This window comes from Alkalilimnicola ehrlichii (genome assembly GCF_003399765.1).
GTDB lineage: Bacteria > Pseudomonadota > Gammaproteobacteria > Nitrococcales > AK92 > AK92.
This window is the reverse complement of the sequence record NZ_NFZV01000031.1, coordinates 1-24,381: the sequence shown is the minus strand read 5'-3', so window position 1 is coordinate 24,381 and position 24,381 is coordinate 1. Positions and strand designations below refer to the sequence as shown.

The 24,381-nt window shown below is 58.5% G+C and carries 18 protein-coding genes and 2 pseudogenes; 8 read left to right on the top strand and 12 right to left on the bottom strand.

Translation table 11 applies throughout. From position 1 onward, the window contains the following. Positions 1 to 183: 183 nt before the first annotated feature. A pseudogene (locus CAI21_RS26305) lies at positions 184 to 1,031 on the bottom strand (dihydroxy-acid dehydratase domain-containing protein); the annotation flags it as partial. Positions 1,032 to 1,638: 607 nt separating this feature from the next. Between CAI21_RS26305 and zwf the strand changes: the two are divergent. The 4 genes from zwf to hexR are packed head-to-tail and all read left to right on the top strand — an operon-like array spanning position 1,639 to position 5,729. Next, positions 1,639 to 3,099, top strand: a complete 1,461-nt coding sequence (zwf, locus tag CAI21_RS19635) for a glucose-6-phosphate dehydrogenase (RefSeq protein WP_116303851.1) — start codon at positions 1,639 to 1,641, stop codon at positions 3,097 to 3,099. Continuing rightward, positions 3,099 to 3,815: a 6-phosphogluconolactonase gene (pgl, locus tag CAI21_RS19630; protein WP_220348909.1), complete on the top strand. Its 717-nt coding sequence runs from the start codon at positions 3,099 to 3,101 to the stop codon at positions 3,813 to 3,815. The genes zwf and pgl overlap by 1 nt, the downstream gene beginning before the upstream one ends. Further along, positions 3,796 to 4,818 (top strand): glucokinase, encoded by a 1,023-nt coding sequence (glk, locus tag CAI21_RS19625; protein ID WP_116303850.1) that lies wholly within the window; start codon positions 3,796 to 3,798, stop codon positions 4,816 to 4,818. Before pgl ends, glk begins: the two co-directional genes overlap by 20 nt. Before the next feature lie 41 nt (positions 4,819 to 4,859). After that, positions 4,860 to 5,729, top strand: coding sequence for a transcriptional regulator HexR (hexR, locus tag CAI21_RS19620; RefSeq protein WP_116303849.1), 870 nt, complete (start codon positions 4,860 to 4,862; stop codon positions 5,727 to 5,729). A 144-nt stretch (positions 5,730 to 5,873) separates the two neighbouring features. Here the strand turns inward: hexR and CAI21_RS19615 are convergent, their stop codons facing one another. The 9 genes and pseudogenes from CAI21_RS19615 to CAI21_RS19585 form a co-directional block, all read right to left on the bottom strand. After that, entirely contained in the window at positions 5,874 to 7,613 is a 1,740-nt protein-coding gene (locus tag CAI21_RS19615; protein WP_181919548.1) for an alpha-amylase family glycosyl hydrolase, read from the bottom strand. 5 nt (positions 7,614 to 7,618) lie between these two features. Next, the gene (gene malG, locus CAI21_RS19610) at positions 7,619 to 8,509 is read right to left on the bottom strand and encodes a maltose ABC transporter permease MalG (RefSeq protein WP_116303847.1); all 891 of its coding nucleotides are present in this window, start codon (positions 8,507 to 8,509) and stop codon (positions 7,619 to 7,621) included. 71 nt (positions 8,510 to 8,580) lie between these two features. Continuing rightward, positions 8,581 to 10,125, bottom strand: a complete 1,545-nt coding sequence (gene malF / locus CAI21_RS19605) for a maltose ABC transporter permease MalF (protein WP_116303846.1) — start codon at positions 10,123 to 10,125, stop codon at positions 8,581 to 8,583. A 194-nt stretch (positions 10,126 to 10,319) separates the two neighbouring features. Then, positions 10,320 to 11,498, bottom strand: a complete 1,179-nt coding sequence (malE, locus tag CAI21_RS19600) for a maltose/maltodextrin ABC transporter substrate-binding protein MalE (RefSeq protein WP_116303845.1) — start codon at positions 11,496 to 11,498, stop codon at positions 10,320 to 10,322. A gap of 269 nt (positions 11,499 to 11,767) precedes the next feature. After that, positions 11,768 to 12,391, bottom strand: coding sequence for a TOBE domain-containing protein (locus tag CAI21_RS25735; RefSeq protein ID WP_309544974.1), 624 nt, complete (start codon positions 12,389 to 12,391; stop codon positions 11,768 to 11,770). A gap of 90 nt (positions 12,392 to 12,481) precedes the next feature. Continuing rightward, positions 12,482 to 12,903: pseudogene (locus CAI21_RS25730) on the bottom strand (ABC transporter ATP-binding protein); the annotation flags it as partial. A gap of 121 nt (positions 12,904 to 13,024) precedes the next feature. Continuing rightward, on the bottom strand, positions 13,025 to 14,701 hold the full coding sequence (locus CAI21_RS19590; protein ID WP_116303844.1) for an alpha-glucosidase family protein: 1,677 nt from the start codon (positions 14,699 to 14,701) through the stop codon (positions 13,025 to 13,027). 233 nt (positions 14,702 to 14,934) lie between these two features. Further along, the gene (locus tag CAI21_RS24270) at positions 14,935 to 15,294 is read right to left on the bottom strand and encodes a carbohydrate porin (RefSeq protein WP_220348907.1); all 360 of its coding nucleotides are present in this window, start codon (positions 15,292 to 15,294) and stop codon (positions 14,935 to 14,937) included. Continuing rightward, complete coding sequence (locus CAI21_RS19585) at positions 15,291 to 16,130, bottom strand: carbohydrate porin (RefSeq protein WP_220348905.1); 840 nt, start codon at positions 16,128 to 16,130, stop codon at positions 15,291 to 15,293. The genes CAI21_RS24270 and CAI21_RS19585 overlap by 4 nt, the downstream gene beginning before the upstream one ends. Positions 16,131 to 16,383: 253 nt before the next feature. Here CAI21_RS19585 and CAI21_RS19580 point away from each other — a divergent pair, with 253 nt between their 5' ends. Next, positions 16,384 to 17,223 carry a D-hexose-6-phosphate mutarotase gene (locus CAI21_RS19580; RefSeq protein WP_116303843.1) on the top strand — a complete coding sequence of 280 codons (840 nt, stop codon included), beginning with the start codon at positions 16,384 to 16,386 and terminating at the stop codon, positions 17,221 to 17,223. A gap of 52 nt (positions 17,224 to 17,275) precedes the next feature. Here the strand turns inward: CAI21_RS19580 and CAI21_RS24265 are convergent, their stop codons facing one another. Both CAI21_RS24265 and CAI21_RS19575 read right to left on the bottom strand, forming a co-directional pair. After that, entirely contained in the window at positions 17,276 to 17,890 is a 615-nt protein-coding gene (locus CAI21_RS24265; protein WP_220348903.1) for a carbohydrate-binding module family 20 domain-containing protein, read from the bottom strand. After that, positions 17,797 to 19,113 carry an alpha-amylase family glycosyl hydrolase gene (locus CAI21_RS19575; protein ID WP_220348900.1) on the bottom strand — a complete coding sequence of 439 codons (1,317 nt, stop codon included), beginning with the start codon at positions 19,111 to 19,113 and terminating at the stop codon, positions 17,797 to 17,799. Before CAI21_RS19575 ends, CAI21_RS24265 begins: the two co-directional genes overlap by 94 nt. 271 nt (positions 19,114 to 19,384) lie before the next feature. On the opposite strand from CAI21_RS19575, the gene CAI21_RS19570 reads away from it, so the two are divergent. The 3 genes from CAI21_RS19570 to aceE form a co-directional block, all read left to right on the top strand. Further along, a complete protein-coding gene (locus CAI21_RS19570) occupies positions 19,385 to 20,386 on the top strand; it encodes a pullulanase-associated domain-containing protein (protein ID WP_116303842.1) in 1,002 nt (333 codons plus the stop codon). After that, positions 20,305 to 22,521, top strand: coding sequence for a pullulanase-type alpha-1,6-glucosidase (pulA, locus tag CAI21_RS19565; protein WP_181919547.1), 2,217 nt, complete (start codon positions 20,305 to 20,307; stop codon positions 22,519 to 22,521). Before CAI21_RS19570 ends, pulA begins: the two co-directional genes overlap by 82 nt. 246 nt (positions 22,522 to 22,767) lie before the next feature. Next, on the top strand, positions 22,768 to 24,381 hold a 1,614-nt coding region (aceE, locus tag CAI21_RS19560), incomplete at its 3' end, for a pyruvate dehydrogenase (acetyl-transferring), homodimeric type (protein ID WP_116303840.1).

Sequence of the window (24,381 nt, the reverse complement as noted above, 5' to 3'; positions counted from 1 at the left end):
CAAGCCCGACTCCCGATCGAAAGGATCGGCGAGCGGCCGCAGTACTTCCGCATCCCCAGTCCGGTCGGGAGCCTGGCGCCACCGCAGCCGACCCTCGTCCAACCAAGGCTCTTGGGTATACGCCCGCAGCCCCTGCCCGGCGACGGTAACAACGTCCTCGTGCAGTAAGCCGGCATCGAGTAATTCCCGGGTGAGGAATGCCATACCGCCGGCAGCGTGGAAATGATTCACATCGGCCGACCCGTTCGGGTATACCCGCATCAGCAACGGCACGACACCGGCCAAATCTTCGAAGTCGTCCCAATTGATCAGAATGCCGGCAGCACGCGCCACCGCCACCAAATGAATCGTATGGTTGGTCGAACCGCCGCTCGCCAGCAAACCGACAATGCCATTGACGATGGCTCGCTCGTCAATCACGTGCCCGATGGGCGTGTAAGAGCCGCCGAGGCTGGTAAGGCCCGCTACACGGCGCGCGCCTCGGCGGTCAAAGCATCGCGCAGCGGGGTGCCCGGATTGACGAAGGCGCTGCCGGGCAGGTGCAAGCCCATCAGCTCCATGAGCAACTGGTTACTGTTCGCGGTGCCGTAGAACGTGCAGGTGCCAGGCCCGTGATAGGACTCCGACTCCGCCTGAAGCAGCTCGTCCCGCCCGGCTTTTCCTTCGGCAAACAATTGCCGCACCCGTGCTTTCATCCGGTTCGGCAGGCCTGACGGCATGGGGCCGGCCGGAACGAAAACGACCGGCAGGTGGCCGAATCGCAGCGCCCCAATTAGTAGGCCCGGCACGATTTTGTCGCAAACGCCCAAACACAAGGCGGCGTCGAACATATCGTGGGAAAGCGCGATGGCCGTGGACATGGCGATGACGTCGCGACTAAACAGCGACAGTTCCATTCCGGCGCGCCCCTGCGTCACGCCGTCGCACATGGCCGGCACGCCGCCGGCAAACTGTGCGGTAGCACCTGCCTCGCGCGCCGCGGCTTTAATAATGGCAGGGTAATCCCCTAACGGCTGGTGCGCCGACAACATATCGTTGTACGCTGAAACAATCGCGATATTCGGCCAACGCAGAGATTTCAGCTCATCCTTATCCGGCTGCGGCGCTGCGGCGAAACCGTGAGCCAGATTGGCACACGCCAACGCTTTACGCACGGGCTCCCGGGCTGCTGCCTCCTCGATATCCCGCAAATAGCGGGTCCGAGTATGCGTGCTACGCTGAACGATACGCTCCGTAACGTTTTGTAAAACCTGATTAAGCTGTGCCATAAATCAAAAGACCTTAGAGAAGGCAGTTAGGGGCTTACGATCTCGACCCTATCGCCGCCTTGTAGCTTTACTACAATATAGAACCACAGAACGCTATCTTCAAGCCTTTTCTTTGCCCGCTTATGACAAGCCAAATATTTAATGAGAAACTTGAAGCCGCGCAAAGAAATCGCTCACAACCGGCACCCCCGGCAGGTAGTTCTCACTTCACTTTTTTTGTAGTTATGCTACTAATCACCCATATTGCCTGTAGCGTCATTCAAGACAGCGGATGCCTTCGAACACCGGCGTTGCAACGCTTGCGGCTTAAGAAACAAAAAAGGCAAGCAGGTAGCGCTTGCCCGCGACAATAGTTAATGAGGGTTAGTACGTGCATTCAGTAAACCCATTTGAAATGGTGCTCTTCGGTGGCAATGGCGATCTTGTCACTCGCAAGATCATTCCCGCTCTCTATTATCGATTTCGGGACGACGCCTTGCCCGACGACTGTCGTATTACGGGCGCCGCCCGGCGCGATATGAGCCGGGACGAATACCTCGCGCTCACGCGCGAGTGCTGCAAGCGGTATCTCGCGGCGGGGGACTTTAGCGAGGAGGTTTGGGAAAGCTTTGCGCAACACCTCGATTACCTCAAGGTCGATGCGACAGCGCCGGACGATTTCCAGCTGCTGGCCCGGTTCCTGTCCGAATCGAGTCACCGGGAAAAAGTCTATTACCTAGCGACGGCGCCTGACCTTTTCACCACGATTTGCACCCACCTCGGCGAAGCGGGCCTGGCAACGCCGGAGTCCCGGGTAGTGCTTGAAAAACCGCTGGGCCGCGATCTCGAATCGGCGGGGAAAATCAACCGGGAAGTCGCGAAAGTCTTCAAAGAGCACCAGATCTACCGTATCGACCACTACCTCGGGAAAGAGGCTGTTCAAAACCTCATTGCCTTACGCTTCGGCAACGCCTTGTTCGAACCGCTGTGGCAAAGAGGCAGCATTCGCGATGTGCAAATCACCCTGGCCGAGCAGGTCGGCGTCGAAGGACGCGGCCCCTTTTACGATAACACCGGGGCGCTGCGGGACATGGTGCAAAACCATTTACTGCAACTGCTGTGCATTATTGCCATGGAGCCGCCGGCCAGCATCGACCCCGATGCGGTCCGAGACGAGAAGCTGAAAGTACTCAGAGCACTGCGTCCGCTGGTCGGCCGAGATGTCGTCGCCAACACTGTCCGCGGTCAATACCGCGCCGGCGCTATCGGAGGCACCCCGGTGCGCGGTTATCTGGACGAAGACGGCATCGCTTCGGACAGCCATACCGAAAGCTTCGTCGCCTTAAAAGCGGAGATCGACTCCTGGCGCTGGGCCGGCGTACCGTTTTTCCTGCGCACCGGCAAGCGGCTGCAAGAACGGCTTGCCGAGATCGTGGTAACGTTCCGGCAGGTTCCGCATTCGATCTTTAGCGGCGATGCAGCGCCGGCCCCCAACCGGCTGGTGATTCGCCTACAGCCCGACGACGGTGTTCAGTTAATGCTGATGGCCAAGGAGCCCGGCGACACGATGGATCTCCGTCCCGTATCGCTGGACCTGAACTTTAGTAAAACCTTCGGTAGCCGCAAAGCGGATGCCTACGAGCGCCTGTTAATGGACTGCCTGCGCGGCAAGTTGACCCTTTTCATGCGGCGCGACGAAGTCGATGCTGCCTGGCGCTGGGTGGAGCCGATCCTCGATGTTTGGGAACAATCTGGAGAAGCCCCCAAGCCATACACCGCCGGCACCTGGGGCCCGGCCGCTTCCAGTGCATTAATGGGTAGAAGCGGATTCAGTTGGCGTGAGGAAAGCTAATGGCCGAAAACATCAAACAAACCCCAGAGCCAATGCGCTATAGCGACCGCGACGAGTTAGCGGTCGCACTTGCGAACACTTTGGCGACGACGTTGCGGTCGGCATTAGCGGCACGCCCACGGGCATCCTTAGTCGTCTCTGGCGGCAGCACCCCGGTGCCGCTATTCCGAGCCCTGCGAAAACTGGATTTGGAATGGGCGCGGGTCGATGTAACGCTCGCCGACGAGCGCTGGGTCGCGCCAGAGCACCCAGACAGCAACGAGCGCCTCATTCGAACGGAGCTGTTACAAGAGCAGGCGTCAGCGGCACGTTTCGTTCCGCTGCGCACGCCTGAGGCAACCCCGGAGGAAGGCACAAAAACCTGCGAAACGGCGCAGGAAATGATCGAGCGCCCTTTTGACGCCGTCATACTCGGCATGGGCGACGACGGACATACGGCTTCGCTGTTTCCCTTAACGCCGACCCTGGACGAAGGCTTGAGCCTAACGACAGTCGCCTGCTGCCTACCATGCCGTCCGACCACGGCACCGCACCCGCGTATGACCTTGACACTGAGAGCCCTACTGAACACCCGCAACCTGATTCTGCATATTGCCGGCGAGTCCAAACTCGCCACCTTGCAACAGGCTCTGCACGAAGCCGACACGCGCACAATGCCGGTGCGCGCGCTCTTCACTCAAGACCAGGTATCCGTCAATGTCTATTGGGCACCCTAACAGTCGCTGGCTACTTGCCGACATCGGTGGCACCAATGCTCGCTTTGCGATTGCAGAAGCGCCCGGTGCCGACCCAAGCCAGGAAAAGGTCTTGGCCTGTGCCGATTATCCGACCTTAGTCGATGCTATTCGAACCTATTTGGCAGGCGTGGAAGGGGAATGGCCGCGCTGTGCCGCTATGGCCATAGCTACCCCGGTGTTTCGCGACTGGGTGAAGATGACTAATCACCACTGGGCATTCTCCATCGAGCAAACCCGTCAGGCGCTCGAACTCGAATGTTTGAAGATGGTCAACGATTTCACCGCCCAAGCGATGGCCGTTCGCCATCTGAACGAGAGCGAACTGCGCCCGCTCGGCGGCGGCGAGAAAGCCGAGGATGCACCGATCGCCGTACTGGGCCCGGGAACCGGCTTGGGCGTTTCGGGCCTGATTCCAACCGGCACCGGCGATTGGATTCCGCTACAAACGGAAGGCGGACATGCAAGCTTCAGCCCCGTTACCGACCGCGAAATAGCGGTATTTCAAGTCCTTCGCAAACGGTATCCGCATGTATCGGTAGAGAGAATTCTGTCCGGCAGCGGATTGACCAACCTGTACCATGGCATTGCACGCGTCGACGACCAGCACGACGAACAACTCAGCCCGCCGGAGATCGTTCGCCGTGCCCAAGACGGCAGCTGCTCGACCTGCCGGGAAGCGGTCGCTATGTTCGTCGATATACTCGGCAACGTGACTGGCAATCTCATCCTGACGCTGGGCGCTCGGGGCGGTTTCTTCATTTGTGGCGGCATCCCCCCTAAGCTTGGTTCGCTGTTCGACATCGAACGGTTTCGGCAGCGCTTAGAAGATCATGGTCGCTTCAAAGATTATCTACGGGAAGTACCGGGGCATTTAGTATTGGCTAAACACCCGGCTTTGCTCGGCCTCTCAAGAGGGATGGCCCATGAGACCGGGGCGATGCGAAATCGCATTCCACGCGCAGCGGGCGACCTGATAATATAAAGGTACGAAGGAAACGCCGAGAGCCCGGAGAAAAAAAGCCCATGCTTGCCCGAATTGAGTCGTTACGACCGGAGTTACGCCGCTCAGAACAAAAGGTCGCCGACCTCGTTCTGGAGCGCCCGAATGCGGTAATAAACGCGCCCCTGGCGACTATTGCCGAGGAGGCTGGCGTCAGCGAGCCGACCGTTATCAGGTTTTGTCGAGCGGTCGGCTGCTCCGGCTTCCAGGATTTCAAGCTCCATCTGGCAGGCTCCCTGGCGAGCGGCGCCCCATACATCTACAGCGGCGTAAGCGCTACCGACAAACCTGCCGACCTTGCAGCAAAAGTCTTCGACCGTTCCATCAGCACGTTGATGCAGGTCCGCAATCACCTCAATATCGATGCCGTGGAAAAAGCTGTCGATACGTTGGCGGCGGCTTCACGGGTGGAGTTCTACGGCCATGGCGCATCGGGCATCGTGGCCATGGACGCCCAACACAAGTTCTTCCGTATGGGTATTCCCACCGTTGCCTACAACGACCCGCACACGCACGGTATGGCGGCCACGATTTTACAACCGGGCAGTGTCGTCGTCGCTATCTCTCACACAGGCCGGACGCGGGATCTGCTCCGCAGCGCCGAGCTTGCCTTGGAAGCCGGCGCCAAAGTCATTTCCATTACTGCCTGCGGCTCTCCGTTAGCCAATATCAGCACCATTGCGCTGTATGCCGATGTCACCGAAGACACCGACGTCTATACGCCAATGACCTCTCGAATGGCGCACTTAGCGATCACCGACGTTCTTGCAGTCGGCGTAGCGCTGAAACGAGGGCCGGAACTCGCCGCCCAGCTTGAGAAGAGCAAACGCAACTTACAGGAAAAACGCCTACGAGACGGCACATTGATCTCTACCAAGAGACAAGAAGGGTGAGCCCCCGGAAACCTCGCCCTTCGCAATCGTTAACCAAACCCAATTAGCTTTCAATTTCCCGGTTCGGGGCCCATCTTCGGACTTCCTAGCAAAGTGGCGGCTCTGAGCAATGGCATTATCGCCCCTGCCCAGAGCCGTACGCGATCAAGGGGCCGAAGCAGGACTCCCGGAGGACGGGCCGGCACGCTCTAATAAGACCACGCCGTTAGCATGTGGCTCGACAAAGACCTGCCCATCCATAACCGTCATCCGCTCTCGGGTATAGAAGTCGCGGACAGTCTCGCCATCGGAAAACGCATCCCCAACCGCCACGTTTTGCGGCTCGTTCACCTCGACGGCGACAACCACCCGATCCTCGCCGTAAGTACGGCTAAAGGTATAAGGTCTATTGCTCAACCGTCGATGCTCTCCTTGAGCAAGGGCAACATGCCGCGCCCGGAACTGCGTCAACGTCTGCCAATGGGCAAGCACGTCTTCGTCGATAGCGTCCCAATTCATCGGCGAACGCGTCGCCTGATCGGGATCGCTTGCCGGCGCAGGGCCTGCCGGGCGAGCAGTTTCGTCGCCGTAGAAGATTTTCACGCCGCCCGGGGCTAACAGCAGCACGGTGCCGCCTTCGATTAAGCGCTCGCGAGGGTATAGATGCGTGTCGTGCGACGAAATGTAACTGAGGAAATTCGCCTCGGGCGTCGCCGCTTCGGCATAACGTGCGTAAATGGCATCCAGGCGACTGCTGAGGTTGGCCCTTTCCTGCAAGCCGAAGTTAATCATGTTGTCGAAGCCGTAGTCGAAGAAATCGCTACGCTCGACACCGTGCCCCCAGTATTCGCCGGTCATCCAAAACGGCGCATCGTCGATCGCCTGCTCGGGATTGGCCTGCTTCCACGCCTCCAGCGCGCTTACTGCCTCGGCTTTTAACTCAGCCCAGGCTTCTTTTTCGACATGCTTTACCGTATCGGCCCGGAAACCGTCGACACCGTACTCGCGCACCCAATCCGTCAGCCATTTAATCAAATGGTTACGAACGGTAGGCGTTCTTCCGGTTTGCTCGAACCACTCGGCCAACGCCGCCTGCTCCGACTCCAATCGCCCTTCCTGCTCCCATTTATTGCGAAGGAAAACAGGCAATTCGACGGCTTCCGTCGCCTCGGTACGAAAATCGGGTAAATACGCCAACTGCATGGTCAGGGGGTCGCGGTGGTTGCCGGAACGGTAGCCCGGCAAATCGGAGCGCACCCACGCATCTCCCCACCAATCGGTCCAGTTACGCGAGTTATAGTTGATGTGGCTATGGTAATCCCGCGGTGTCGCGGCTTCGAAACCGTCCCACACGACATCGACACCGTATTTGTCGAGCGTCCACAGATCGCCGTAGCCCGGATGATTCATCACGATATCGAACACGACCCGGATACCGTCGGCATGAGCCAACCGTATGAACTCCCGCAATTCCTCGGACGTGCCCATATTCTGATCGAGCTGAGTGTAATCGAGCGCGTAGTAGCCGTGGTAGGCGTAATGGCGAAACGCGTTTTCGCCACCGACCACCCAGCCGTGAATCTGCTCGTAGGGCGCCGTAATCCACAGCGCATTAATGCCAAGGTCGCGAAAGTAGCCTTCGCGGAGCTTGTGACTAAGCCCGGCCAAATCGCCACCGTGGAAGGTTCCGACTTCCTCTTCCCCATCCGGCTCGCGGCCGTAGGAACGGTCGTTATCGGGATTACCGTTATAAAAGCGGTCGGTAATCACAAAGTAGACAATCGGGTTCTCGGCGAAACTCCCCGGATACACGGGTCCCTCCTCTGCTGCCGCGACACTGGCGGCCGCTAAGCCTAACGCAGCAAGCGCGGCAAACATCCCTGACTTTACGATGCTTCTTTTCATAGCCGTTATCCTTTTACGCCGCCGGCGGTCAAACCGGAGACGATCCAACGCTGTGCAATGAGGAACACGATCGTGATGGGCAGTCCGCTGAGAATAGCCGCCGCCGCAAAGTTCCCCCAAAGATAACGCTGTTCTTGGAGATAGAAACGCGACCCGACTGCCAGCGTTAGCTGATCCGTCGTCTGCATCAACACGGAAGCAACCGGATACTCTATGATCGCCATCACGAAGGCGAGGACGAACACGACCGCTAGGATAGGCACCGCCATCGGCAAAGTGACATACCGGAAGGTTTGAAACGGCGTTGCCCCATCGACTCTCGCGGCATCCTCGATCTCCTTCGGGATGCTGTCGAAGTAGCCCTTGATCGTCCACACGTGCAAAGCGATCCCGCCGAGGTAAGCTAGAATCAGTCCGCCGTGGCTGTTAATCCCAAGCCAGGGTATGTAATGACCGATCGTCTCGAAAATGGCGTAGATAGCAACCAACGCTAATACAGCAGGGAACATCTGCAGAATTAAAATGGAGTTCAGAATCGTCCGCTTACCGAAAAAGTGCATGCGTGCAAAGGCATACGCACTGGTAGTCGACAAGACGAGAATCAAAAACGCAGTCCAAAACGCGACCTTCACCGAATTCCAAAGCCAGAGCAGCACCGGGAACGGCGGCTGCAACACGCGCCCGTCCGGCAACTCATAAGGAATACCGAGCGCCAGCGCCCAATGCTCGAAACTGATCTCGGTAGGAATCAAGCTTCCGGACGCGAAATTACCCGGCCTCAGGGAAATCGAGATAATCATGAGAAACGGGAACAAAATCAGCGCGAGAAAGGCGACCATAAAAATATGCGCCGCTATCACTCTGACCCGCCCCGAGGTTCCAGTGACCATAGCCATTGTTCAGCCCCCTGTTTGCGGTAGCGGCCCGCCAACGCGCACGCCGCTACCGTCTTTGTCTCCTAAGCCCCTCATCGAGCCTCCACACGATCGACCTTCATCACGCGCAGATTAATGAACGACATAATAGCGACCATAATGAAAATGACGGCGGAGATTGCCGCGGCTAAGCCGAAATCCCGCCCGGCGTCTTCAAATGCGATACGGTACGTATACGTCACAAGAATGTCCGTTGTGCCCGATGGCACGGTCGTGCCTATGAAATCAGGCCTGCCGCCGGTTAACAACGCAATCAGCACAAAGTTGTTGAAGTTAAACGCGAACGAGGCGATTAGCAGCGGCAGCAGCGGCTTCATCACCAATGGCGCGGTGATTTTGAACAGGTTGCCAAGCGGACCGACGCCGGCAAGCGAAGACGCTTCGTAAAGATCGTTAGGGATGGCTTTTAGCAACCCCATGCAGAGAATCATGATATACGGATACCCAAGCCAGGTATTGACGATTAAAATCATCGTCTTCGCCAGAGCAGGGTCGGAGAACCACGAAACCCGCAGCCCGAACAAAGAATCCAGAATAAGATTGATCTCGCCGAAGTTCTCGTTAAACAAACCTCGGAAAACCAGAATCGAGATAAATCCGGGCACCGCATACGGCAAAAATAGCAGCAGACGGTAAACGCCGCGATAGTTCAACTTCTCCCAGCTTAAGAGAACGGCAAGGCCCAGCCCAACAATAAGCGTGAAAAGCACCGTCAAGCCGGCAAAGGCCACCGTCCAGCCAAAAATTCGTACGAAGGGCCCCTGAAAAGCCGGATCGTTCACAATTCGTTCGTAATTGTTCAAGCCAACCTGAACTCGAAACCCTGGCGGTACGCGCTCGCCCGCTTCCGTTTCATAGAAACCGCTCTCAAAGTTGGGCCTGAGCACCTCGCCGGTCACCTGATTAACCAACGCGCCGTCGTCTTCCGCTTTAAATAGAGGCAGCACGGTGGCAAATTCGCGCAGCCCCGCCATACCGACCTCGGCGCCGCTGGGCAACTGTACAACCACCTCCTGTAGCGAGTTACGGTGTTGAATGACCTCGCGAACCGGTAGCGCCGAATCGAGCGATTCCAACGCCGCTTCCCCCACCTGTACGGCAGCAGCGTCCAGATAGACCGTTTGGTCGACGGGTAAGGCGAAAGGCTCGGTTAAATAGTGCGCGCCGGAGCCATCGCTGACCAACTGAATCCGGTAATCGTCGCCGGCCGGATGCAGGGTAAAACGATAAGAGTCGCCGCCCGCCGGACGGTAGGTCTCGTCCAGCAGGTAATTAGTCGCTCGCTGGAATGTGAGCAAATTCGTCGAACTATAATTGGTGAAACTCATATTAATGGTGTACGCCAGCGGCAACACCACGAAGAGCCCCATCCCGACCAAGCCGGGGAACAAGTACCGAAAGGTATACGCCTTCGCAGACGTGTAGATATACGCAGTGAGGAAAAAGCCCGTCATCACGAGCACTGCCAGCACAGGGCGCCCGGTCATATGGATGACCATGACGACATAGAGCGCGCATAGCGAGAAGAGCGAGAGAACGCCCCATTTGATATAGGGCTTCAGAGCTTCTTTGTTCATAATGTTACTTCAGCTCTATTCACCGAAAGCCGCTCGCCGTAACAAGCCGCCTCGGTGCCATCCAAGCCTGACCACATCCACCCATCCATCCATAGCCGGGGCGTGTCCGGAAAGGCGGCCGAAGGCTGGGCCGGACGGCAGGAAGGCTTTTGCTCCTTCCCGCCGCCATCAACAGCGGCCCGTCGCCCTATGACCTAGCGAGATTTAATGCGGGCGGCCGCGTCGTTAAGCGCTTCTTCCACACTCTGACGACCGGAGGTCATGTTCTGTAGCGCCGACTCCATAGCCGACCAGAAACGCCCCATTTCCGCATTGCTCGGCATCGGGTGACCGGCCTCAACGTTAGCCATGGTAGCCCGAATACGAGGATCTGCGGCGATTTCCTCGTAGAACGCTTGGTTAGCCGGAACCCCAAGCGGCACGTCGTCGTCGATCATCTTCAAACCGCGGACGTCGAGGATGTAGTTCTCGATGAACTCAACGGCCAAATCGCTATTGGCGCTGTTGCGATTAATCATAGCGCCCAGCACGCCGACGAAGGGGCTACCCGGCTCGCCGTTAATGGAAGGAATCGGCGCGACGCCGAAATCGATCCCGCTCCGGCGGAGATTGTCCCAAGCCCAGGGGCCGTTGATCATCATCGCGACTTCGCCGTTGTTGACCCGCCGCTCCATATCGGAGTAGGTCGCGCCGCGTGGCATGACGCCTTCTTCGATCAGCCGCACGAGCATATTTGCTCCGGCCAAGGCGCCGTCATTGTTAACGCCGGTGTCGTTCGCGATGTAATCGCCGTTTTCGTCCTGCGCAAAAGCGTAACCGCCGGCGGCGGCCAGCAGCGGCCAAGTGAAGTAGGTATTGTTATAGTCCCACAGGATGGCGTTTTTGCCGTCCTCTTGCAGCGCTTGGTCGATTTCGAAAATTTCTTCGAACGTCGCCGGCGCCTCGGGGACAAGATCGCGGTTGTAAATCAAGCCGATGGCTTCGAAGGCGATGGGGTAGCCCCAGGTACGCCCGCCGATCGTGAAGGCCTCCCAACCGGTGTCGTTAATGCCCTCGCGCACGCTGGCGCTTGGGTTAACCGGCCGCAAAAGCCCTGCCTGTGCCCAGTCGCCGGCACGATCGTGCGCCCAGATCCAGATATCCGGACCGCCGCCCGCGGCGGCCGCCTGTTCGAAGCGAGAGGTTGCGTCTTCCGGATATTCGACGATGACGCGAATACCCGTCTCTTCCGTAAACCAATCGCCGACCTTTTGCAGGCCGCTATACCCTTTGTCGCCACCGATCCATACACGCAGCTGATCGTCCTGTGCGAATGCGCTACCGGACATTGCAATCGCCGCACTAATGGCGGTCGCCGCGGCGGCACGTTTAATCTGAGTGAGCGTTTTTTCATTCTCTTCCTCCTCCCTCGCAGGGCTCTGTCGTCTCTAATAAGCGTCTAGCGGTCCGCTACGAAACGGCTTCAACGTCGTTATTGACCGCCGTCGCCGCGCATCTCCCGGCCAGATGCCGTATTGTTCCTTATGTCGCAGCTGCTAACGTGCGTTGCTCGCAAGCTTTACTCAGCCATTTCAACGCGTTGCGCATTTGCAGCTGTGACTGCATATCCCCTATCCGCTTCCTTTGGCTCGCGCACCTCCTCTCACCCTAAAGCCGCTCGCGGTCCACTCGTCTTCGACGCCGGAACCCGACGAAAGGCCTCGCCTTTGCTATCGAACAAATGACAAGCGCTCCGGTTTACCCCGATACGCAGAGATCCGCCGGCCTCCACCGTTGCATCGCCGGGCAGCTTGGCGACCACATTATCCTCGACCCCGTCGACCTGGAGATAAGCCAACGTGCACTCTCCAAGCCTCTCTACGACGAGCACCTTGCCGGTCACCCCGCCGTCGCCGCCATTCGCCGTCGCTTCGACGAGGTGCTCCGGTCGCACCCCGAGCGTTACGGCTTCGCCAGGCGAAGCGCCACTTGCATCCACGGCAACGAACACCTCCTCGCCGCCGGCAAGGCGAACGTGCGCGTGCTGCGCCTCTGCGGACAAAAGCGTGCCCGCAAGCAAATTCATCTGTGGGGAACCGATGAAGGTCGCGACGAAAAGGTTACGCGGATGGTGATAAAGCTCTAACGGCGCACCGATTTGTTCCGTCCGCCCGCCGTTGAGCACCACGATCTTGTCGGCCATGGTCATGGCCTCGACCTGATCGTGGGTAACATAAATCATGGTCGTTTTTAGGCGGCGGTGCAGCTTGGCAATCTCAATCCGCATTTGAACGCGCAAAGAGGCATCCAGGTTCGATAACGGCTCATCGAAAAGAAATACCTCCGGTTCGCGCACAATCGCCCGACCGATGGCGACCCGTTGGCGCTGCCCGCCGGACAAATCTTTAGGCTTGCTCTCGAGCAACGCTCCAATTGCAGAATCCGGGCGGCCGACTCGACCTTTTGCCCAATTTCGTCTTTCTTTCGGCCCTTGAGTTTGAGGCCGAATGCCATGTTTTCCCGCACCGTCATGTGGGGGTATAAAGCGTAAGACTGGAACACCATGGCGATGCCACGCTTCGCCGGCGGCGCGTCGTTGACCCGCCGTCCGCCGATTTGCAAATCGCCCGATGTAATCTCCTCAAGCCCGGCGATTAAACGTAACAGCGTCGACTTACCGCACCCGGAAGGACCGACGAAGACGACGAACTCGCCGTCTTCGATGTCTATATCGACCCCGTGAATAATCTCGGTATCGCCATACGACTTGCGAATATCTTTGAGGATTACCTCACCCATGACCGGCTCCCGTTCTCCGCTTTGTGCCAGCGGATCCTTCGCTATTTATATCAACCATTCGCCGCGAACCGCTTGCCTGACGGCAGGCTGAAAAGGACTCCAACGAACCTTAGCAACGTCATCACTCTACCGCTGTCGGGCCTGTCGCACCTTCGGTATCGAGGAGGACCGATTCCGCGCGAGATACATCGCCGTACCAAGCATCCCAGGCAGGCAGCACTAACCGCCCCTGCTCTAAGTGCCCGCCAAAACCGTGCCCGCTCAACACGTCCACTTCTTCCACGTTCAGCGGCATGTCTACCGTTTGTCCGCTGAGGTTGATAGCCACCAAAATCTGCTGCTCCGGCGCACTACGCTTAAACAACAAGACGTTTTCCGGAGCGTCGAAAAACACAATATCGCCGACGCATAAGGCGGGCTGCTGCCGCCGCCACTGGAGAAACTGCCGGTAGCTGGCTAAAACGGAATCGGGGTCTTTTTCCTGTACATCGACCGCCATTGCCCGATGCTCCTCGGGAATCGGCAACCAAGGCGTTCCGGTAGTAAAGCCCGCCTGCGGCAAGTCATGCTGCCACGGCATCGGCGTGCGACACCCGTCGCGCCCTTTCCAGCGCGGCCAGAAGCGAATGCCGTAAGGATCCTGCAATTGCTCGAAGGGGATCTCCGCTTCGGTCAAACCCAGCTCGTCGCCTTGGTACAGGCAAGCGCTACCGCGCAGCGACAGCAACATCGCCGCAAAGACGCTAGCCATCCGCGGGTGAGGGTTCTCCCCTCCCCACCGCGTCACCACGCGAGCCACGTCATGATTTCCCATCGACCAACACGGCCAGCCGTCGCCGATACGGGACTCAAGCCGCTCCACGGTGCTGCGAATGTAGGACGCCGAGCCTTGCTCCGTCAGCAAGTCAAAAGAATATGCCATCTGCAGCTTGTCGCCGCCAGAGGTATAGGCGGCCATAACGTCCAAGGAGTTGTCGTCGCCGACTTCGCCCATCGTGAACGTGCCGGGGTAACGCTCCATCAGCGCCCGCAGCCGGCGTAGAAATTCAAGGTTCTCGGGCTGCGACTTGCAGTACCGATGGGACTGAAAAACGTACGGGTTATCGGGCGGGGCCGCGGTGTTAAAGGAATCCGCAGGGGCAGGCGGATTATCGCGCAGCTCGCGGTCGTGGAAGTAGTAGTTGCACGCATCAAGCCGGAAAGCATCGACGCCCCGCGCCAGCCAAAACTCCAGTTCGCCCAGAATGTGGTCCTGCACCTCGGGGTTATGGAAATTCAGATCCGGCTGGCTGGCGAGGAAGTTATGCAAATAATACTGGCGCCGGCGAGTGTCCCACTCCCAGGCGGGGCCGCCAAAAATCGACAACCAGTTATTGGGAGGCGTGCCGTCGGGCTTCGGATCGGCCCAGACATACCAATCCGCCTTCGGATTGGTTCTATCCTCGCGGCTTTCCTGAAACCAGGGATGTTGATCCGAGGTGTGGCTGATGACTTTATCGATGAGAACCCTCATGCCCAAACCATGAGCTTTGGCTACTAACTCATCGAAATCCGCAAGGCTCCCGAAGAGCGGATCGACGTCCCGGTAATCGGACACGTCGTAACCGAAATCCTTCATGGGAGATTTAAAGAACGGAGACAGCCAAACAACGTCGACGCCTAGCGAAGCGATGTAATCGAGCTTCTGGGTAATACCCTTAAGATCTCCGGTACCGTTACCGGTCGTATCGAGAAAGCTACGCGGGTAAACCTGATAAACTACCGCGCCTCGCCACCAATCCATGTCGTCCCGAGCCATTCGCACACCTCCTAAGAAAACCGCCTCATCGCCTCAACGGGCTTTTGTTCTTTGTCTTCAGAAAAACTGAACAGCATCCTCACCCAGTCGCGCCGTGCGCAGCGCCCAAGCGCCGTATGCCATGGGTTGGAGCGCCGGAATAGCGGACTCCCAGGCAAGGCTGCTGTTCGGTTTTCCCTTAAGGAAACACCGCAGGTTCGTTGGCCGCCCCGGAGGGCGGCAAGAAGTAGGCATTACCACCAAACTTCGGTTTGCAAGCCGAACGTCACGGCATCGCGATCGTTTTCGACCGGAGTGTCTACCCCAATCCGACCGCGGAACTCGTCGCTCCAGCTGGCATAGGTTACGAAGGCGCGCAGCGAAGGCCGTGCCCAGAAGTTCATACCCGGGCTCAGCGCCGCGGCAAACGTAACTTTGGTCAGGTCGCCGGCACTGCCATCATCCGGATCGACACGGTCGTAACCCACTTCAACCATCAGATCGACGTACTCGTTCAGATGGTAAACCGGACGTGCGCCGACCGAATACCAGCGCTGTACATCGCGTTGGTCTTCGTAAATGGCCGCAACCATACCCGACCAGTTATCGCTCAACTGGAACTGCAATTGCTCGACGATGCGGAAAACTCGACATCGTCCGTAGCATCCGGGTCAGGATAAGCGAGACTGCCGCCGCCATACGGGCCGACGCCGTACTGAACGGCGAGCTTATTGAACCCGCCAAGCACCCCGCCCTGGAAATGTTGCAGGGTTACCGCCCAACCGTCGTCGCCGCCAAAGCCGTCCCGGTCTTCGAGCGCCGTACCATAGTTCAGCCCCACTTCCAGTTCGCCGCCGGGGTTCACACTAATACCGGCCAAGCGAAGATCGTGGGCTGCGAACACCAAGTCGTCATCGAAGCGGTTCTGCCGATAGGCGTACGATAAACGGCCAAAGCCTACATCGATATTCTCGACACCGCCCCCGGGACCGCTGTTGTCCCAGTAATAGAAGTCGTTAATATGCAGGTCATGACGTTGGTAGAAACGCTTACCGACCCAGAAACGTGCGTCGGACAATACGCCGCCGAAGAGATTACCGGCCTCGGCGTACAGTTCGCGGTTTGCCCAATCGTCGCCCAGCGATTCCCAGTCCTGAGCGCGCTCGGTTGACAGGGCGAAGCGGGTAGCTAGACGGAAGTACTCCCCGCCTTCGCCTTCGTACATGTTCGTACCGAAGCCAATCTCCCCATAGTTTTCGCATTCGTTACCAAGTCGATACTTGGCCGCCGCACCCGGCGCCTGAAAACAAACCTGATCTCCCCCACCAGCAGTCGCGCCGACACCGGCCCGGAAGTAGCCGAAGAAGTCGACGGCAAAAGCACTTTGAGAAAAGAGCGCAGCGGACGCTGCCACAGCTGCCGGAAGCAGCCCTTTACGGATAACGGTCATCGTTCCTCCTACACCTGTTGTAATTCGCTTCCAATGACCTTTTTTGTAGTAAAATTCCAGACTTCCTAATCTGGTAGCAAGTGCCACCGGCCTAGAATCAACCGGTTTACCCCATAGCTATGGGACGAACCCAAGCACTCACTGAAAGCAAGTGTAGCATAACTACAAAACTTGAAAAGTAAAACCCCACATTAGATTCAGTAGACCGGAAGATGGAAAATAGGCCCAGAGAACATCAAGCAGAGGAGTCGCAATGATAGAGTTCGACCGCGGAGCGGGAGGGCTTCCGCTCATCCGCATGAGCGCGCCGCAGGCCACCGCTACCGTCTGCCTGCAAGGCGCCCAGGTGCTCGCCTGCCAGCTCAAAGGAGAGGAACTCCTCTGGCTCAGCCCGAACGCCGATTATGAACTCGGACGCGCCATCCGCGGCGGCATTCCCCTGTGCTGGCCCTGGTTTGGCGCCCACCCCGATCAACCCGGTGCACCCAACCACGGCTATGCTCGAACCGCTCTCTGGCAAGTGGCAACAACCGAAACATCCAGCACCCGAACCTTTCTGCAACTAAAGCTCGAGCAAGCAGGCGGCCCTTACGCCATACCTGACTGCGCCGCCACCCTCTCGATTACGCTCGATGAAAAGTTGCACCTACACTTAACCACCGCCAATCGTAGCAAACAACCGATTCGCATCAGCCAAGCCTTCCACACTTATCTAAAGGTGGCACAATCGGATAGCGTCGACATAGCGGCGCTTGCCGGTTGCCGCTACCTGGATAAGCGGCACAACATGCAACCGAATATACAACGCGGACCGCGCATTCCTCCCGCCCCCATCGACCGCATATACCTGCAACCGCCATCCCGAGTTGTCATCGACGACGGCTCCCGCCGCCTACGGCTAGAAAGCGAAGGCAGCGGCAGCACCGTCGTTTGGAACCCTGGGGACGAAGCCGATGCGCTTAAGGACATGAGTGCCGAGATGGCGCAGCACATGCTTTGCGTCGAAACAGCCAATGCCGCCGAAGATAGCAGGACCGTCCCGCCCCACGGCACGCACACGCTCGGCATGACGCTTTCGCAAGATATAGAATAAGAAAAGCCTGCACGACCCAAGCGGTCGTGCAGGCTTCCATCGTCAATAACGGTTAGAAGCTAGCTCGCATCTCTCCGCCCTGCTCGGGTACCGAGAAACGGTTATTGGCACCGTTTTGCCACTCAACCCCTTGCTCCGGGTCCGACTCGGAACGCTTCAGGCACTTCCATTCGATGGACTCCCCAACAGGCAACTCCACTTGGCCGCTCCAAGTCGGATACTGCTGAGGATCGAGCTTCACCGCCTGCGCCGGACTCCAACTCCCCAAGGCATCGTAAGCACCGACCGCATACACGGACTGCCCCCATTGGGTGTGACCGTTCTCGCAGACAACATTAACCGAAGCATAATCGCCCGGACCAGGGCCAGGGCCAGGACCGGGGCCGGGCCCCGGCTCATCGCCATCCACTAAGGCATTCACATGAATAGCGGCAGCTCCGCCAGCCGGCACCGAGAAGTCGGCATAGCCGCTACTATCGACGGTTATCCGCTGGCCGGAACAACCGTTTTCCGGTTCGGAATCGATAACGTCGCAGTAAACGCCGGACGCCATCCCCGTCTGCAACCGCTCGTTCAACTCGTCGCCGCTTGCGTTAATGACAACGAAACCGCGATCACCGCGAGAGAAGGCGATTCGGTCGCGACCGCCGGCCCACCAGTTTTGCACCGGCGCCGAACCGGCCGCTCCCCGGAAGCCAACCATATTCGCAATCGGCCGCCAGCGATGCTCGCACACCCAATCGGAGCCGAAGCAGTTAAGCCCGTCCCCGCCGTGCACCGCACTACCCGGGGGCCCATTTCGGTTTCGTTTTCCTTATCGAAGGCAAAACTGGACATCAGGCGCGGGTAACCGTAAGGCCAAGCCAGCATAAACACGTTGGCAAGATCGTACAGAGCGCCGTCGTGATAGGTGATGGTTTCGCCACCCGCACCATGGCCGCGCTGATTATCGTGATTATCCACAAAGACAACCGCTTGATCGCCCGGAATAAGGTCGGCATGATTACCGAAATTATGCAAAGCGGCTAAATCGCGCGAACGGAAGCGACTACTGATGTCGCGGCTATACTTGAACTCCTCGACAGCGCCGAGATGCAGATAATGACTTGCCTTAATCGGCTCGTTACCCAGATCGATCACTTCCGAAAAGAAGTACGGATTGCCGTCAACGCGCCCCATGATGCCGGCAATATCGTCCGGGTGCATATGCTTGGCCGCATCGATACGGAACCCGCTAACGCCCAGCCCGACCATGTCGTTAATATAGTCCGCGATGGTTTGCTGAACGTAATCGGACCCGGTACGCAAGTCGGGCAGCGTCAACAACTGACAGTAGCGCACCTCATGCGCATCGCCGTAATTTTGGATAACGCACGGATCGTGATAGTCCTGCGGGCCATACATCGGATGATGCTTACGACTCCATGACGTTCCTGCCGTACCGACACCGCCGTCGCCGTAGGCGGCGGTATGATTGATCACTAGATCGGCATAGATCTCGACACCCGCCGCATTGCATCGCTGCACCATATCGGCGAAGGCCGCGCGGTCGCCGCTGCGAGATACCAGTTGGTAACTCACAGGCTGATAACGTGCCCACCAATTATCCAGCGCTATATGCTCGCTCGGAGGCGATATCTGAACACCTGAAAACCCTTTTGGCCCGAGAAAATTTTCGCACTCCTCGGCGATATCGGACCAACTCCACTCAAACAGATGAACATAAGCGGTTCGCGGATCGGAGCTCAACGGGGCCGCTGCCTCCGCACGGCCATTGCAGCCAGCCAACAACGCAGCGGACGCAACCGCCCCCAGCGCCAAACTGGCTACCCGCCGACCCATACTCCCCTCTGCCAATGAAGATTTTTCATATGTAATTTTACTACGCATTGATGCGCTCTCCTCCTTTTTAGTTAAAGGCGAAAACCCGCCAACTCCAATGGCGGACGCCAATTTAAAGGCTAGACCAGTTCGAAAGAGAGTCAACAAATATAAGTAGTTCCGCTACAAAAAACATCATGTAGCGCATTCCGTAGCTTGACTACAAAGCAGAACAGCGCTTAGTTAAAAGGGGGTAATCGGCTTGCAAGCGAGAGAACCGCCCAAGCCGCGCGCCCAGGAGGAGACCTACCGGAAATAACGAACAATATAGGGAAGCGCGATGAAGCTTATACGGTCATCAGAGCTACGTTACACAATGGCGGCCATTGCCGTCGCAGGCCTTATAACCGGCTGCTCGGGCAGCAGCAATAATGGATCGCAGACCGACCCTGATACGGATCTACCCGAACTGGCCGACGATACGGCGCGAATACACTACCACCGCGACGATCAAAACTATTCGGATTGGAGACTGCATGTCTGGAAGGATCACGCTTACGGGTCCGATCCGGCATGGAACGCGCCGCAGAGCGGGTGGGACTATAGCTATGAGCACGACGGCACCGAATGGGTCGCCTGGGACATCCCCATAAAGCCCGACGCAGAAGAAATTGCCTTTATTCTTCACCTGAACGGCGGGCCAAAGAACTGGGAAGAAGACCTGGTCTTACGCATTGCCGAACACGGTCGCGAGATCTATCAGTTACAGAACGACGGCACGATTTACACCTCGCGACCGGATATTACCGCCCCCCAAACCGGCAACCTCAACCTCGCGCGTGCCCAATGGGTTTTGCATGACACCGTTGTATGGGGACAGGAGATAGAGGATGCAGAAGTTTCCGCCTCAGACTATTTTCTCTACTACAGCGAAACCGGCGGGCTAACGCTGAACCAGGACGGGCTAGCGGGGCATACGGATCGCTTTCCTTTGCAAGCAGAGAGTACTCGCTGGCATGCAGAAAGCACGTCCTTATTCCCCCACCTTAACGGTCGCCCCGTCCTCACGTTGGCCAGCGACGATCTGGGCCGCGTTCCCGACCTGCTTCGCGGTCAAGTGGCCATCGCCCGCTATCGCGACGGCGAGCTTGCCGATGCTACCTCGCTGCAAATTCCCGGCGTATTAGACGATCTGTACGCCGAGGCCGCGCAGAACGCCCGGCTCGGTTTGGACTTTAGCGAAGGCCTCGACTTCCGCCTGTGGGCACCGACGGCACGAAACGTCGCGCTATTGGTATTCGACGCGTCGACGCCGACGAGCCTAGCGCGCGCGAGACGATGACGCGCGACGACACCTCCGGCATCTGGCAGGTTGCCGGCGACCCCAGCTGGCACGACGGCAACCATTATTATCTGTACGAAATCGAGCTTTACGTACCCGCTTATATCGGTGGCAGCAGCGGCGGCATCAAAACGACACAAGTCACCGATCCCTACGCTCTAGGGCTCTCGGCCAACAGCGAACGTAGCTTTATCGTCGATCTAAACGACCCGGCCACCAAGCCGGACGGCTGGGACAGCGTCTCGCTCCCCGCCATCGAGCATCCCGTCGATATTGCCATCTACGAGCTGCATGTCCGGGACTTCAGCGTCTTCGACGCCTCCACTCCCGCAACACACCGGGGCAAATACCTAGCCTTCACCCACACCGATACCGCCCCCATGCAGCATCTGCTACGGCTACGGGATGCGGGCCTGACCCACGTACACCTACTGCCGACCTACGATATCGGCTCGATTCCAGATATCGATCCGGCCGCCCCGGACTACTCGGAGCTGCAAGCTGCCGTTGCCGAAGACCCCGCATCGCTCGTGCCGCAGGACGAGATCAGCGCTATCGCCCACGACGATGCTTACAACTGGGGCTACGATCCCTGGCACTACACCGTTCCTCAAGGCAGCTACGCCACCGACCCCAACGGCGTCGCCCGCATTCGGGAATACCGGCAAATGGTTAAAGCACTGGCGGAGCAAGGTCTGCGAGTCACTAAGGACATCGTCTACAACCACACCTTTGCCAGCGGCTGGCATGAGCAGTCGGTGCTCGACCGCGTGGTGCCCGGCTACTACTACCGACTCACCGACGACGGCGCGGTGCACACCTCAACCTGCTGCCCGAATACGGCCACCGAGCACCGCATGATGGAAAAACTCATGCTCGACTCGATGGAAACCTGGGCCGAACAGTATCGCATCGGCGCTTTCCGTTTCGACCTCATGGGTCATCACATGAAATCCCATGTGCTCGCCGCACAAGAGCGAGTGCAGGCCATCGATCCCGACCTGTACATCTACGGCGAAGGCTGGAACTTTGGCGAAGTGGAGAACAACGCACGCGGCATCAATGCCACGCAATTCAATATGGCCGGCACCGGTATCGGCACCTTCAACGATCGACTGCGAGACGCGGCCCGGGGCGGCACACCGTTCGACGAAGACGAAGCGCTGATCGACAACAAAGGCGTTATCAACGATCTCTATCACGATAACAGCCTGAACGGCGAAGTCGATCGCGTGCGGGTCGGTATCGCCGCCAATCTGGCCGCTTACAGTTTCCTGCGGTACTCCGGCGAGGTTCTACCCGGCTCGCACGACGGGGTCGGCTATGCCGCCCGGCCGGACGATGTCATCACCTACGTATCCAAGCACGACAACCAGACGCTGTTCGACAACAACGTCTACAAGCTGCCCATCGACACTCCGATGGAGGAGCGCGTGCGGGTGCAAAACCTCGGCATCAGCGTCACCGCCTTGAGCCAAGGCATCCCCTTCTTCCACGGCGGGGTCGACATGTTGCGCTCGAAATCGCTCGATCGCGACAGCTACAACTCGGGCGACTGGTTTAACCGGCTCGACTTCACCTACGGACAGAGCGGCTCCGAGGCCTTTACCAACGCCAACAATTGGGCGGTCGGACTGCCACCGGCAGAAAAGAACGCGGAGAACTGGGAGGTTATGGAGCCGCTGTTACGGGCGGTGACGGCACCGGAGACGCGGCACATCGAACGTAGCCATGCCCACTTGCAGGAGATGCTCCAAGTCCGTCAAAGCTCCGAGCTATTCCGGCTGCGCACGGCCGAGGACGTTAAAAGCCGGCTTAGCTTCCATAACACCGGGCCGGAACAACAACCGGGGCTCATCGCCTTCACGCTCTCGGACAACGTGCCGGGCTTGCCTCAAGTGGATGCGAATTGGGGCAGCGCTATCGTGCTGTTTAACTTCTCGCCGGAGCATCGCGAGATAACGCTGGCTGCCTACGAGGGCGACGAGACTGTCGCTCTACACCCCGTTCAGGTCGCGAGCGACGACCCGGAGCTTGGTAATGCGCAGTTTAACGCCGCCAATGCCACGTTTGCCGTACCGCCGCGAACCACGGCCGTCTTCGTCTCGCATAGCGAAGTGAATCCAGCCAACTAACCGAAAAGCGTGCTGAACCGGTTGCCGAGGCGCTGTTAAGCGTCTCGGCAACACGGCGTCGTAAAACAACAGGAGGAGAGTGTCAGGAACGCGAAATCACCCCGTAAACGTTGATGAAGAACCATCACTTTCCCGCGGTTAATCAACCGTTTGGCGTCCCGACCCAAAAAGTCGGGACAAGCGCTGTCACCAACCCGCGACGGCGTGCCGGACGGGCGACCCGCGGTCTGCCCAAGAGGTAAAAACATGGCTGCTGTAATGGAAGATATCGATGTCTCCGAAGTCATCGAATGGACCGAAGCGCTGGAAGCGGTTATCGAACGCGAAGGCCCGGAACAAGCGCATCGTTTACTCGAAGCGCTAGGCGAACTCGCCTACCGACGCGGCGTTCGCATCCCCTTTAAGGCGACCACCGCCTATCTCAACACCATCCCGCCGGAACTGGAAGCACGCTCCCCCGGCGACCACGCCTTGGAATGGCGGCTGCGCTCGCTCATCCGCTGGAACGCGATGATTACCACCCTGCGCGCCAATAAACGCGACGAAGGGATCGGCGGCCACATTGCCAGCTTCGCCTCCAGCGCCACGCTCTACGACGTCGGCTTCAATCACTTCTGGCACGCGCCGAGCGACGCGCACGGCGGCGATTTGGTGTTTATCCAAGGCCACTCCGCCCCCGGCATTTATGCCCGTGCGTTTCTCGAAGGCCGGCTTAGCGAGGAGCAGTTAGATAATTTCCGCCGCGATGTCGACGGCAACGGTATCACTTCCTACCCTCATCCCTGGTTGATGCCCGATTTCTGGCAGTTCCCCACCGTGTCGATGGGGCTTGGCCCCCTGATGGCCATTTACCAAGCACGGTTTCTGAAGTACCTGCACCACCGCGGCATCGTCGACACCAGCAAGCGCAAGGTCTGGGCCTTCCTCGGCGACGGCGAGATGGACGAGCCGGAGTCCTTGGGTGCCATCGGCCTTGCGGCGCGCGAGAAACTCGACAATCTGGTCTTCGTCGTCAACTGCAACCTGCAACGCCTGGACGGGCCGGTGCGCGGCAACGGCAAGATTATCCAGGAGCTGGAAGGCGAGTTCCGCGGCGCCGGCTGGAACGTCATTAAACTCATCTGGGGCTCGTACTGGGATCCGTTGCTGGCGAAAGATCGCGACGGCCTGTTACGGCAACGGATGGAGGAATGCGTCGACGGCGAGTATCAGAACTTCAAGGCCAAAGGCGGGGCCTACACCCGCGAACACTTCTTCGGCAAGTACCCCGAACTGAAGGCCATGGTGGCCAATATGTCCGACGAGGACATTTGGCGGCTTAACCGCGGCGGCCACGATCCGCACAAGATCTACGCCGCCTACCACGAAGCGGTCAACCACAGCGGGCAGCCCACCGTCATCCTCGCCAAAACCGTCAAGGGCTACGGCATGGGCGAAGCCGGCGAAGGGCAGAACATCACCCATCAGCAAAAGAAGATGGGGCTTAAAGCCATCAAGGCTTTCCGCGACCGCTTCGACATCCCCGTCTCCGACGAGGAGCTGGAACAGCTACCTTACTACAAACCGGCCGACGATAGCCCCGAGATCCAGTACCTGCACGAGCGTCGCCGTGCCCTAGGCGGCTATCTACCCGCTCGCCGCAATACGGCACCGGCCTTGGAAACGCCCGATCTGTCGGCCTTCGCGCCTTTATTTGAGAGCAGCGGCGAGCGCGAGATGTCCACCACCATGGCGTTTGTGCGGGTGCTATCGACGCTATTACGCGACAAGCAGCTCGCCAAGCACATCGTCCCCATTGTGCCGGACGAGGCACGCACCTTCGGCATGGAGGGGCTGTTCCGTCAGCTCGGCATCTACGCC